Here is a 12,599-nt window from a genome sequence, read left to right on the forward strand (position 1 = left end):
TCAAACTACCCCAGTCGTGCCTGGGAGTACAGGGACACCCGGCTACTCTACGGGAATAAAAGCCAGCCCGCTGATGCGCTCCTGGAGGCTGCCCAGTGAGGAAAAGCGCACCCCCGCGCTGGTGAGGGCGCTGGCGATGTTCACGGTCAGGTCAATCACCACGAGGGAGAGGCTGTCCTGTTGGGCGGCGTAGAGAAACTGGTCAATGCCCACGGTGGCGGTGCTGTAGCGCAGGAAGCGCGAGAGTCCGGTTTCTTGTTCGCGGGGCAGTTGGAAGCCCCCCTCGAAGCGGGCTAAGCCGCTGCCCAGAACGAAGACCGGAGGCGCGCCCCTAGCGAAAAAGCGGGCTGCGATGTTGCTGTCCCGCACCAGCCCGACCTCGCCGGTGGGGCTCAGGTTCCAGGTAGCCAGGGTGGTATCGGTGGTGGTGGGGTCGTTGTCGTCGAAGAGGCCCAGGGCCAGGCCGTTGGCAAAAATCAGGTCGGTGGGGCTCGAGCCGCTCAGGCTCAGGGGCCGTTCGATAAAGGGGTTCACGAAATCGTACTGCCCGAACTGGCTGGGTGTCAGATAGAGCAGCTGGTCGTTTGGGCCCAGGGTGAGCCGGGCGGGCGTGCTCAGGCGCACCAGGTTCGGGTCCTGAAAATTGACGGGGGCGGGCAGGGCGGTTGCGGTGAAGGGAATCAGCCAGGCCCGGTACTCCTCGGGGCGCGCTGGGGTGGCGGGCGGGCAGACCAACAGGAGGCGGCTCTGCCCCTGGCGCAAGTAGCCCCTGCCGCAGTCCACATTCAGGGCCTCGTCGAAGCCGTCGAGCTGGGGGGTTCCCACATCGTCCACGCTCAGGTTGCGGGTGTTGTACCGGCGCAGGCGGCTTGGGGTCAGCACCCAGAGCTGGTCGTTCACCCCTTGCTCCAGGCTGCGACGGTAAAGCAGCGTTACGATGGGCTCGTCTATGTCCCAACTGCCCACCCGGCGGGGCGGGTCGAAATTGCCGGGCTGGAGGGTGCTGCTTTGGAAAAAGCGAATCTGGTAGGTGAGGCCGCTTGGGTTGTTAATTGCCGCTGCCAGCAGGGCGCGGGTGGGTTCTTCGCTGCTGCCGGTGCAGGCGGAGAGGGCAAAGAGCAGGCTTAGGGTCAGGGCAGGCTGCTTCATTTAGCGTCCTCCAGGGACGGGGAGCTTGATGCCGCCCGGCAGGACGATGTTGTTCTGGTTGAACAGGAACTCTGCGGCATCACCCCCCAGGGCAAAGGAAAACTTGAGCTCCTGCTTGAGGGCGTCCAGGCTGGCCCGGAAGGCCCAGCAGCAACGGTCAACTATCCACTCGAAGCGTGGGCGCAGGATGGTGCCCTCGAGGTTGGGCAAAAACAACTGCTTGGGGTTTACCCCCCCGCTTTCCGGGGCGTTCCAGACGATGCGGTAGAACAGGCGGGTTTTTTCTGTGCCCATAAAGCTAAAGGTGGGGCCAAACTCGCGCAGGGTCACGCGGAAGCGGCCGCTGTTGTCCGTTAGGCGCTCGAGGCCCACCAACCCCTGCAACGACAGACCGGGGGGGTCTTCGGGGCGCAGGGGGGCGGGGAATATTTCCAGCTCGCCATTGAAGCGCAAAAAGCGCAGGAAGGCCTGGGTGTCGTCCTCGAGGGTGAGGGGGTTCTCGCTTTCGGGGAAATGAAATTCAGCCGAAACTTCGTTAATGAAAATATCGGGCTCGCGCACCGCTGCCCGCAGGGCCAGGCGGGGGTTGCGTAAAAGCCCCTCGCGGTAGTTCCACAGGAGGTCGGCCTGCCAAAGGTCGGCGCTGTACTGGTAGCCCAGCCGGAAGCGGGACTCGCTGCCGGGGCTAAAGCCGATGCTGTGGGTAAACACAAAGGTGTGCAGGCTCAGGGTGAGCTGGGCCAGGCCGTCTAAGAGCCCAGGGGTGGGGAGGGGGTTGGGGTTGGTCAGGGAGGGCAGGGGGGTGTAGAGGTGGGTAAGGCTCTGGCGCAGGCGGAAAGAGTCCGGGGGGTCTTGCAAGAATACGTTCAGCTCGGTGCGGATGGCCTGCCCGTTGTTCAGGTCGCGGCTGTGGGTGAGCGAGGTGGTGTTGCCGGGGGGGTTGTAGCTGGCGGCGAGCTCGAGCGGGTCGTAGCGGGCAATCAGGGGAATCTGCTCGCGGGGGCGGGTTTCTTTTTCCTGCACCTCCCAGAAGCGGTAGCCGGTGCGCAGCGAGAAGTTGAAGGGCTGGGGGTTGTAGGCGGCGCTCAGGCTAAGCAGGCGGTCGAGGCCCAGCTCGAGCTGCCGCTCGTAGGTCAGGTTCAGGCTAAAGGGGGTGGGCGCCAGGCCCAGGCTCGTGCGCAACAGGCCCCAGCGGCCCAGCTCTATGTCGCGGCTGGCGCTGGCGGTCAAGCTGAGCCAGGGAAAGGGGCGCGAGGTAAGGGCGAACTCGGCGGGTGGGTCGAAGATGCGGCGCTCGAGGTCGCGGCTGGCCCGTGCGGTAAAGGAAAAAATGGGGTCGGGGTTGAATCTGAAGGAGCCCTCGAGGCGGCTAGTACGCTGGGGCCGCTCGAAGTCGAATTGAAAGGGGGTTTCACCTTCCACCGCATTGCGGCTCACACTCAGGTTCACACTAAAAGCCCCCAGGGTCTGGCCCAGGCTGGCGCGGGTATCCCAGCGGATCAGGCGCTCGAACTCGGTGGGGTTGCCCTGGGGGTCGAGGTTCTGGGTGCTGTAGTAACGGCCAATAAAAGTGTTCTCGACGCTAAAGCTAAAGCCGGGCCAGGGCGGCGTGGCCGGACGGTAGCTGCTGCGGTGTTCTACCCAGAGCCGTCCTGCCCCAATGTAGGGCCCCAGCCGCCGGGCACTGCGGTTGAGGGGGTTGGAGGGGGCCTCGTAGTAGCCCAGCAAAACCCGCCCGTTGAGGCGAAACTCGCCCTCGAGGCCACGGGGAAAAGTGACCTCGGCCTCGGGCAGGCGTTTAGGGGTGGTGCGCTCGTTGGGCAGGGCCAGGGGGTTGTGGTCGATGTAGCCGTCCAGGGTCAGGCGGTAAAGCGGCTCGGGGTTGGCGGGGGTTTGCCGGGTGGCCCCTTCAAGCAAAAAGGTGGTGTAGTCGGGCTGGCCCCCCGCCCCCTGTAAAAAACGCGGCTCGGCCTGCGGGCTGTCATCGCGCACGACCTGCCCCTCCAGCCGCCACGCGGGCTCCTCGAGCTTGTAACTTAAGCGGTACTTGAAAATTCCGTCCTTGCGCGGGTCGCTGTCGGGCAGTACCAGCCCGGCAGGTGGGGGCAGGTAGAGAAACTGGTAGCGTTCCTGGGCCGCCCCTACCCCATAGTGGTCGAAGCCAAACCCCCAGCCGCGCCGCTCGAAATAGCGCAGCAGGGTAAAGCCGATGCCAAAGTCGGAGACGTAGGGCAGGTCGGCGCTCACAAACACCCCGTCGCTCTCGCTCTGGCCGAACTCGAGCTTGGGCCGCCGCTCGTTCAAAAACAAGAGCAGCACCGGCAGGTACAAAGTGCGTTCCCCGCGCAGCAAGACCCACACCCCCCGGGCAATAATCCGGTCGCCCGGGTAGAGCACCACTTCCCTGGCCTGGAAGGCATAGTCGGCCACCTCCTGCTCGCAGCGCTGGCAGGGGGTCAGGTAGCCCTCCTGCAAGAGAATCTGCCCGGCGGCCCGTTGGCAGATGGGGCCACTCAGGAAAAACTCGCCCGACTCGATTTTTACCTCCAGGGCCTCGAAACTCTCGTCGTCGGTGAAGAGCTCGAGCTCCTCGGCCTCGATGAGCTGCCCTTGCTTATCCTGATAGCGCACCCCGCCCAAAAGCAGCAGGCGTTTTTTGGTGCGGTTAAAGATGACCCTGGGGGCCTCGATGCTTTCGCCGTCCCGATCCATCTTGACCGGATTGCCCACCAGAATCACCAGCTCCTCGCCCGCCTCGTTGCGTAGCTCTAAGCGCTCGGCCTCGAGGATCTTCAGCCTTTTGCCTCCCGAGGCCGGGGCCGCTTCGGTTTCCTGGGCCAGGGCGGGTGCAAAAAAAACCAAGAATGAGAGCAGAAAAGGGAGAAAGAGAGAGGGGGGGCGTGGGCGTAGCCCGGTCAGATACATTGTGCGAAGCGCTGCCGTCTGCATGTTTACCTTTTCCCTAGCCTCAGCAGAGCCAACCCGGCCAGCGCGTAGAGCAAATTGGGCCCCCAAGCTGCAAGGATAGGGTGCAGCACTCCCTGCTCACCCATGATGCGCCCCACACTCCAGGTGGCGTAGTAGATGAAGGTGAGCACCACCACCCCCAGCATGCCCAGACTGCGGCTACCCCCCAGCAGGAAGAAGGCCAGCCCCACGGCAAAAATAGCGAAGGAGTAGACCGCCGCAGGCTCGGCCCACTTGCGCTGCAGGGCGGTTAGTTCGGCATGATAGGGCAGCCCCTGGGCGCGGTACTGGGCGATGCGCTGATGCAGCTCGGCCACGGTCAGACTAAACAGGCCGCCGGGGGGCTCGAGGGAAAGCTCCACCAGCGGCACCGTGGCCCGCTCAAAACGTGCGACGGTGCGGGGCCTGGCCCCTCCGTAGGTCACCCGCATTCCTTCGGAAAGCACCAGCGCGCCCTGCTCGAAGCGGCCTTTCTCGGCGAGCAGAATTTCCTCGGAAGCGATGACCCGCACCTGGCCGATGCCGGTATCGCCCACCTGGCCCACATACACAATGCGCCCGTAGGCGTCCACCAGCCGGGTGCCGGGTTGGAGCAAGGCCCGGGGCTTTTGCAGCACCGCCTGCCGCAGCACGTTTTGCCCTTGCTGCAGGCTTCGCGGGACCAGGCTATCGGCTGCCAGCAGGCACACCACAAACAAAAAAGTGCCCAGCAGCAGCAGTGGGAACAGCACCCGTAGCTTGGAGACTCCTCCGGCCAGCATGGCCTTGAGCTCGGACTCCTCGCCCATGCGCGAGAGCACCAGCAAAAGCGCAAACAAAAAGGCCAGCGGTGTTCCGCGTACCAGCGCCTCGGGCACCCGGAAGGCCAGGTACTGGCTTACCACCCAGGGGTCGGCCCCGCGGGCCAGAAGCGGCGCCAGCACCTCGTACAGGGCACCACCCAGCAAGGCCAGCACCACCACCGCCAGGGCCCCCAGCACATAGGTGCCCACCTCTTTGATCAGGTAGCGGTCGAGCACATTCACTACAACCTCCCGAGCTCTGCGGCGGTGTGTTGCCAAACAGCTTTGCCTGGCAATTTCATCGGGCTAGCCTCCAGGTGCCAAGGAGGGCCAGCCCTCCATACACGATATTGGGCAGCCAGGCGCCATAAGCGCCCCACAGGTCGAAGCGGGCGAACTGGGCCGATAGGGTAAAAAGCGTCCAGTAGCCAAAAATAAGCCCTACCACAGCAATAAAGGCCCAGGCCGACTCGCGTAGCGAAAGGCCAATCACAATGGCCAGCCAGGCCAGCACCACTGCTCCGGCTGCGTTGGCGTACCGACGGGCCAGGGGAAACTGCGCGGCGGGGTCGGCTTTCGCTACGGCATGCAGCTCGGGCATTCGCATGGCTTCGTAGGAGAGGGCCTTGGGCTGTACCCCGACAGGGAAGGGCAGGGGGTGCTCGTCTTCCTGGTAGATTTTGCCGCTGGGGTCTACCCGATAGGCCTTTTGCAGGCGCCAGGCTCCGTTCACCCAGACACCCCGCTCGGCGCTCCAGATCGAACCGCCCGGCTCCACCACCCGGATGCCTTCCAAGCGAGAGCCGCCCTCGCCCTGGGCCGGCGGATAGATGCGCTGTGCGTAATAGACGCCCAGGCCCTGAGGGGTGTAGGTGCGGTCGGTTAGCACGCCGGAGGGCTCCGAGCCGTAGTAGATCTTGTACTGCAATGCTTCGAAGCGCTCCTGGGCAATGGGTTTGAGCCAGCCCTCGTTAAGCAGCACCACAGCCCCCACCACCAGTCCCAGTACCAGCACCGGCCCAATAAAGGTGCGCGGGGGAACGCCGGCGGCGTAGGTGGCTTTGAGTTCGGACTGGCGAATCCAGCGGGCCAGGGCTACCAGCAGGGCAAACACCAGACCCAGCGGCAGCGCAATGCCTAGGGTGTAGGGCACCCGGTAGGCCACCATCTGGACAATTTCAACCACCGGGGTCTTAGCCCGCAAAAAGGCCCCCGAGAGCGAGGAGAGCAGGTCGAAGGTGATGAGCCCAACGAATAGCAGCACGCCCAGCAGATATAGCGACAACGTTTCGCGCAATAAATAACGCTGCAACATCCCAGAGCGAAGTATACGGTGATGCTGGGTGAGAAGCGGTCAATTTGACAACCAATAACAACATGTGCGCCGTTTTTGTTGTGCACAGTAACCGCTCGAGCGGACGGGGCCCCATGGCTGCAACCGGGTTTTCGATCCCTGCAGCTTGTCCCGCAGAGGAGTGGCGCATTGTGTCTACACAGCAGCCAGTAGGTCTGTAGGCCAGCATTAATGTGTAGGTCAAATACTCCCTGGTTGTGCCTTACCTGCCTGAAAACGTTTAAAAGCACGGGGGAACCGCGTTCTGGTGCCCCCGTGATGGCCTGTCCCAAAAAAGCGTCCCCGGCTACCTGACGGCACCCGCTCCGTGGCGCTTAGGGCTGCTGCCTTCCGGCCCTGACCCGGTTCACGCTGGTGCGCCGCGTCAGACCGAGGACGCACCCCAGAGAATAACACAGGAGGGCATAAATGCAAAAGTTTTGGTAAGACCTGAAAGCACCAAAGCAGGCTTGACTGTGGGTAATGGGGCGTGGACACTGGCCTCATGACGCCCTACGATGCTTTTCAGACCCTCGAGCTGCGCGTCGGACGAATTCAAAAGGCTGAGCCCCACCCTAAGGCCCGTAAACCTGCCTATCAACTGTGGATAGACCTGGGCCCTTTGGGGGTCAAGCAAAGCAGCGCCCAGCTTACCGAGCTGTACACCCCCGAAGCCCTGGTGGGGCGGCTGGTGATCTGCGCGACCAACCTGGGCGAACGCAACATTGCTGGCTTTAGGTCCGAGGTGCTGGTGCTGGGCCTGCCCGACGCCCAGGGGCGGGTGGTGCTGCTTTCGGCAGAGCGCGAGGTTCCGCTGGGGGGACGCGTCTACTGAGATAACCCTTCCTGGTAGCGAGCCACGCCCCGAGCCAAGGCCATCAGTTGCAATATGCTGGCAGCCACAAAGCCATCGGGGTTGGGCCAGCGTAAACGCGCGAGCAGCGCGTTCCATAAGGCAGGCGGTTTGGCAGGGAGCGGCTTCACGCCGGGCCAGCGCTCCAACCAGGGGACGGGAGTATCGGGCTCGAGGAACACGCTTTTCCCCAGCCACCTGTTAAGCGCTTCCATGTAGGCCACAAAATCGGGGAGCGCCCAGGAAAGCAGGGTTGCCTCGAGATCGAAGCGGGCTTCGGCGGGATCGGTAAAGGCAGGGGGTTTGGAGAGGCGCAGAGCCGCTTGGGCCGGAAGTTCAGCCTCCGCCAGCGCATACAACTTGCCCCACTCCCGCCGCCAGATGGCGGTCTGCAAGTGGTGCGACCAGGGGCTTTGTAGCCTGGGCATGATGAGCGATTCAAGAAGATCATCCAATCCGGACGGCTATCTTGAATCCCGGCACGCTCCCTTCAGTTGGGTCTGAACGGCCATGCGCTGACCGAATTTGGACATTAGAAAGTAATATATCCAGCAGGAGTCCAGTATGCCAAACCCCATTCCCATTGCCAAAGGTGAATCCGATGTATTCCTCTATCCCAAAATGGCCAACCGCCACGGCCTGATCGCCGGGGCTACCGGAACCGGCAAGACCGTGAGCCTGCGGGTGCTGGCCGAGCAGTTCTCCCGCATTGGCGTGTCGGTTTTTATGGCTGATGTGAAGGGCGACTTGTCCGGTTTGTGTAAGCCGGGTGAGCAAAACCCCAGGGTAGAGGAGCGGGTACAGAAGCTTGGTCTCGCAGACTTCCAGTATGAAGCCTATCCGGTGGTGTTCTGGGATGTTTTTGGCGAGCAGGGGCACCCGGTGCGTACGACCGTTTCCGAGATGGGGCCGCTCTTGCTGGCCCGCTTGCTCGACCTCAACGAAACCCAGAGCGGGGTGCTGACCCTGGTTTTCAAGATCGCCGACGACAACGGGCTTTTGCTCCTGGACCTGAAAGACCTGCGGGCTATGCTGCAGTTCGTGGGCGATAATGCCGAGAAGTTCAAGACCGAGTACGGCAACATCTCAGCGGCCTCCATCGGCACCATCCAGCGCGGGCTGATTGCCCTGGAAGAACAGGGGGGGGATCGGTTTTTTGGCGAACCGGCCCTACAGCTCGAAGACCTCCTCCAGACCCAGGGCGGCAAGGGTGTGATTAACATCCTGGCCGCCGACAAGCTCATGCAATCCCCCAAGCTCTACAGCACCTTCTTGCTGTGGATGCTCGCAGAACTCTTCGAGCGGCTCCCCGAGGTGGGCGACCCCGAGAAACCTAAGCTGGTTTTCTTCTTCGACGAAGCCCACCTGCTCTTCGACGAGGCCCCCAAAGCCCTGCGGGAAAAAATCGAGCAGGTGGTGCGGCTCATCCGTAGCAAGGGGGTTGGCGTGTATTTCGTGAGCCAGAACCCCTTGGACATTCCCGACGAGGTGCTGGGGCAGCTGGGTAACCGCGTGCAGCACGCACTCCGTGCCTTTACCCCGCGTGACCAGAAAGCGGTCAAGGCGGCAGCCCAAACCTTCCGGCCCAACCCCAAGCTCGACGTAGCTACTGTAATCCTGGAGATGGGGGTGGGCGAGGCTTTGGTCTCGACCCTGGACGAGAAGGGCATTCCCAGCGTGGTGGAGCGGGCCCTTATCTACCCGCCCCGTAGCCGACTGACTCCGCTCAGCCTCGAGGAGCGCCAGCAGGTCATCCGGAACTCCCCGGTGTACGGGCACTACGAGAAGACCCTCGACCGCGAGTCGGCTTACGAAATTTTGCGGGCCAGGGCCGCCGAGGCAGCGCAGCCGTCGCCCTCGAGCCCCAAAATGCCCGCCCCGACCCAGCCAGCCCAGGGCAACCTGCTGGGCGACCTGGCCAAAGGGGCGATGGGCTTCCTGACCAGCCGCGAGGGGCAGCGCGTCGTGCGGGGGGTGCTGGGGGGCTTGTTGGGGGGTGGCAGCAAGCGCAAGCGATAAACCTCAACGCCAACCTCTAGATCCTGTTGATCTCCCGACGGGCCAGCTCGAGCTGCAGTCGATCGGCCACATCCTCGGCCCAGGCCCGAATGTCCTGCCAGCGGCGAAAATCACCCTCCGGCAACCCCTTGCTCAGTACCTGAACGAGCTGGTTGTGCTCGAGGCGGTCGTAGTGTAGGGCACCGGCAAAAATACCTACCTCGAGCGGTTCTACTAAGTCCCGCACCTCGGACAACCAATCGTAAACCTCATGAAAGTGCTGCGGGGTGGGGTCGCTCATCAGGCCCGAAAGCGCAAAGTAGACCACAGGCAACTGGCGCAGTGCATCGCGGTGCGTTTGTACAAAGTGTTTGGCCTCTGGAAGCCATTGCTGAAAGCGTATGGGGCTACCCACAATCACGGCCTGGTAGCCTTCCAGGTGCTCGATCTCGTCCACTGGGCGCACGTCTACCGAAAAACTGCGCCGTGCCAGTACCTCGGCGATGGCCTGGGCCACCTCGAGGGTGCTGCCCATCGGGCTGGCATAGGTAATCAGAACGCGCCAGCGCTGCATAACCTGAGACTAGAACCAGCGCGGTTGGACAGCCAGAGACATCTGCCCCCGGTTTTGTGTAGTAGCTTGAACTCGAGGTGATCGCAATGCTGGTCAAAGATTTTATGACCCCCAACCCAGACGTCGTTACACCGGATATTACGGTGCCCGAAGCCGCGCAAATCATGAAGAAAGGGGGCTTCCGTCGCTTGCCGGTGGTCAAGGAAGGGCGAGTGGTGGGCATCGTAACCGACCGCGACCTCAAGGAAGCCATGCCCTCCGATGCCACCTCGCTTTCCATCTGGGAGCTCAACTACCTGATTTCCAAGCTCACTGTGGGCGAAATCATGACCCGTGATCCCATCACCGTTTCCGACACCCTGCCCCTCCAAGCGGCGGCCAAGCTGATGCTCGAGCACAAGGTGGGCGGCCTGCCGGTGGTGCACGAGGGCAGGCTGGTGGGCATCGTTACCATCACCGATGTGCTAAAGGCCTTTTTGCAGCGCGAGGCCGAGCTCCTGGTGGGGGCCGAGACCAACCCCCAGGGCTAGGCCATCTTCTTGAGCCCAATTAGCCGCTCGGCGGGCCAGGTGTTGACTACCTGCTCGGGGCGCAGCCCCGCCTTGAGGGCAAAGAGCAGGCCATACTGAATGTCGGCAAGGCCCTCGAGGCTATGCGCGTCGGGGCCCAGCGAGAAGTTGAGGCGGTCGCGCCAGGCCAGCATCCACCGCCAGTCCAGGTCGAGTCGGTAGGGGCTGCAGTTGAACTCCACCACCTTGTGGTTTTGCTGGGCGCGTTCCAGCACCGCCTCCCAGTCGGCCTCGGCCCCCTTGCGCCGCAGCAAGAGGCGTCCGCTGGGATGGCCCAGGATGCTCAGGTAGGGGTTGTCCAGGGCGCGCAAGAGGCGCTGGGTTTGTTCTGATTTGCCCAGGTTCAGCCCTGCGTGCAGGCTGCCCACCACCACCTCGAACTGGGCCAAAATTTCGTCGGGATAGTCCAGCGAGCCATCGGGCAGAATGTCGGACTCGATGCCGCGCAGGATGCGAAAGGGGGCCAGTTCGGCATTGAGCGCCTCAATTTCGGCCCACTGGCGCCGCACGTCCGCTGGGCGCAGGCCCCCGGCATAGCTTGCGGTTTGGGAGTGGTCGCAGATGACCATGTACTCGAGGCCCTGGCCCAGGGCGGCCTCGGCCATCTGGCGCAGGGTTGCGCTGCCATCGGAATAGGTCGAGTGCACGTGAATCAGGCCCCGCAGAGGGGGTTGCAGTGTGGTCTGGGGCACGGGCAGACCGATGTGTTCTTTCTCCCGCCAATAAGCCGGCACAAAGGGTAGTTTGAGCGCTTCAAACACCTGTTCTTCGCTGGGGAGCGAGGGGGGCACCGCCCCAAGGGCCTCGAGCCACTCCCGCGAACCGGTGGCCTGTACCAGCACGCTGCCAAACGAGGCCGCATCGGTGCAGAAAACCCGCAAGGGCAGGCCCTCGAGCCGCCCCAGCAGCACCTCGCCCTGCGCTTCCTCCACAAAGCGGCCCAGCGCCGCACGCACCTGCGCGGGGGTGCCCACTGCTACCAGATCGACGTTGCCCACGGTTTCCAGGCCACGCCGCACACTGCCGGCCAGCTCGGCCTTGAGGCCTGCGTGTTCCAGGTCGGCCAGCAGCAGCCGGGCCGCCTCCAGTCCCACCGGCAGCATCACCCGCCGCATGTTGCTCAAGGCGTAGCGGGCCGCTTCCAGGAGGCTGGCCTCGCTTTTGGCACCGAAGCCGGGCAGGGTGCGAATTTTGCCCTGCTCGGCAAAAATTACCAGCTCCTCCAGGCTCCCCACCCCGTTGTCCCACAGCGCCCGAATGCGCTTGGGGCCTAGGCCCTGTACCCGGAAGAGCTCGAGCACCCCCGGCGGTATGCGGCCCTCGAGCTCGGCCAGGTAGGGAAACTCCTCGGTCTGGACGATTTCGGTCAACATCGGGGCCAGCGCCGGCCCTATCCCCGGCACGCCCTTAAAGCCCCGCGCGGCCAGCTCGGCCAGGTCGGTTTCCTGTTGCTCCAGATTGCGGGCTGCGTTGCGGTAGGCCTTGGCCCGAAACTCGCCCTCGCCCAGCACTTCCATCAGGTCGGCGGCGTACTCGAGCATCCCCGCCAGGTCTTTCCGGTTCATAACCTTAGCCTAAAGCATAGGCCACAGGCTTTCCGGCTTTGAACACCACCGCCTGGGTATAGCCCGCGGCATGCAAAATTTCGACCGCGTCGGCAAAACGGTGGGCCACATCCTCGGGCCGGTGGGCGTCGGAGCCGAGCACCACGGGAATCCCCAGGGCCCTGGCCCGGGCCAATAGCTCTGGGCTGGGGTAAATCTCGGCGGCTTTTTTGCGCCAGCCGGCGGTGTTGACGTCCAGGGCCAGCCCCTCGCCCGCGATAACCTCCAGGGCCTCCTCGGCCAGATCGGCGTAGCCCTGGGGGGGGCGGTAGCCCATCACCTTGGGCAGATCCAGGTGGCCGATGGCGTGAAACAAACCGGTGTGGGCGGCCTGGGCTACCAGCTTGAAGTAGGCCCGGTAGACTTCGCGCAGGTCGCGCTCTTCGAACTCGACCACATAGCGCGGGTTATCGAAGGGCCAGGCCCCGATGTAGTGCACCGAGCCGATGACGTAATCGTAGTCGTACTGGGCCAAAAGCCTTTGCACAAAATACTCGGTGCCGGGGTGAAAGTCGGCCTCGAGGCCAATCCCCACATAAAAATCACCGGCCTCGGCCCGCACCCGCTCCAGCATGGCGTGGTAGAAGGGCAGCTCCTCCAGCTCCATACGCACCTCGGGGTCGAACCAGGCCGGCATGGGGCTATGGTCGGTCATGACGATGCCCAGAAGGCCAGCTTTCTGGGCAGCCTGGACGTACTCGGCAGGCGTACCCACCGCGTGCTTGCAAAGGGGCGTGTGCAGGTGGCTGTCGTACATGGTTCGCTCCTGC

General features: G+C 63.6%; 11 protein-coding genes and 1 other RNA gene. 3 read left to right on the forward strand and 9 right to left on the reverse strand.

Features of this window, described 5'->3' with window-relative positions; genetic code table 11:
- Positions 1–42: 42 nt before the first annotated feature.
- The 5 genes from Q355_RS0101510 to ffs form a co-directional block, all read right to left on the reverse strand.
- Positions 43–1,149: a hypothetical protein gene (locus tag Q355_RS0101510; protein ID WP_027876154.1), complete on the reverse strand. Its 1,107-nt coding sequence runs from the start codon at positions 1,147–1,149 to the stop codon at positions 43–45.
- Positions 1,150–4,011 carry an LPS-assembly protein LptD gene (locus Q355_RS15215; RefSeq protein ID WP_245597449.1) on the reverse strand — a complete coding sequence of 954 codons (2,862 nt, stop codon included), beginning with the start codon at positions 4,009–4,011 and terminating at the stop codon, positions 1,150–1,152.
- Positions 4,012–4,100: 89 nt separating this feature from the next.
- Positions 4,101–5,141 (reverse strand): LptF/LptG family permease, encoded by a 1,041-nt coding sequence (locus tag Q355_RS0101520; RefSeq protein WP_027876155.1) that lies wholly within the window; start codon positions 5,139–5,141, stop codon positions 4,101–4,103.
- A gap of 55 nt (positions 5,142–5,196) precedes the next feature.
- Positions 5,197–6,213 carry an LptF/LptG family permease gene (locus Q355_RS0101525; RefSeq protein WP_027876156.1) on the reverse strand — a complete coding sequence of 339 codons (1,017 nt, stop codon included), beginning with the start codon at positions 6,211–6,213 and terminating at the stop codon, positions 5,197–5,199.
- 315 nt (positions 6,214–6,528) lie between these two features.
- Positions 6,529–6,628: signal recognition particle sRNA small type (ffs, locus tag Q355_RS16320), an RNA gene on the reverse strand.
- Between the two features lie 108 nt (positions 6,629–6,736).
- Between ffs and Q355_RS0101530 the strand changes: the two genes are divergently transcribed.
- Positions 6,737–7,066, forward strand: a complete 330-nt coding sequence (locus Q355_RS0101530) for a tRNA-binding protein (RefSeq protein WP_027876157.1) — start codon at positions 6,737–6,739, stop codon at positions 7,064–7,066.
- Here the strand turns inward: Q355_RS0101530 and Q355_RS0101535 are convergent.
- On the reverse strand, positions 7,060–7,512 hold the full coding sequence (locus tag Q355_RS0101535) for a hypothetical protein (RefSeq protein ID WP_027876158.1): 453 nt from the start codon (positions 7,510–7,512) through the stop codon (positions 7,060–7,062). The two genes, Q355_RS0101530 and Q355_RS0101535, sit on opposite strands and share 7 nt — an antisense overlap.
- Before the next feature lie 136 nt (positions 7,513–7,648).
- On the opposite strand from Q355_RS0101535, the gene Q355_RS0101540 reads away from it, so the two are divergent.
- Complete coding sequence (locus Q355_RS0101540) at positions 7,649–9,103, forward strand: helicase HerA-like domain-containing protein (protein ID WP_027876159.1); 1,455 nt, start codon at positions 7,649–7,651, stop codon at positions 9,101–9,103.
- A 16-nt stretch (positions 9,104–9,119) separates the two neighbouring features.
- Here the strand turns inward: Q355_RS0101540 and Q355_RS15220 are convergent, their stop codons facing one another.
- On the reverse strand, positions 9,120–9,656 hold the full coding sequence (locus Q355_RS15220) for a flavodoxin domain-containing protein (RefSeq protein WP_051529258.1): 537 nt from the start codon (positions 9,654–9,656) through the stop codon (positions 9,120–9,122).
- An 86-nt stretch (positions 9,657–9,742) separates the two neighbouring features.
- Here Q355_RS15220 and Q355_RS0101550 point away from each other — a divergent pair, with 86 nt between their 5' ends.
- On the forward strand, positions 9,743–10,186 hold the full coding sequence (locus tag Q355_RS0101550; protein ID WP_027876160.1) for a CBS domain-containing protein: 444 nt from the start codon (positions 9,743–9,745) through the stop codon (positions 10,184–10,186).
- Here Q355_RS0101550 and Q355_RS0101555 read toward each other — a convergent pair.
- A complete protein-coding gene (locus Q355_RS0101555; protein WP_027876161.1) occupies positions 10,183–11,790 on the reverse strand; it encodes a DNA polymerase/3'-5' exonuclease PolX in 1,608 nt (535 codons plus the stop codon). The two genes, Q355_RS0101550 and Q355_RS0101555, sit on opposite strands and share 4 nt — an antisense overlap.
- Before the next feature lie 4 nt (positions 11,791–11,794).
- Complete coding sequence (locus Q355_RS0101560; RefSeq protein ID WP_027876162.1) at positions 11,795–12,586, reverse strand: histidinol-phosphatase; 792 nt, start codon at positions 12,584–12,586, stop codon at positions 11,795–11,797.
- Positions 12,587–12,599 lie beyond the last annotated feature (13 nt).

Source organism: Meiothermus cerbereus DSM 11376 (genome assembly GCF_000620065.1).
In the GTDB taxonomy this organism is placed as follows: domain Bacteria; phylum Deinococcota; class Deinococci; order Deinococcales; family Thermaceae; genus Meiothermus; species Meiothermus cerbereus.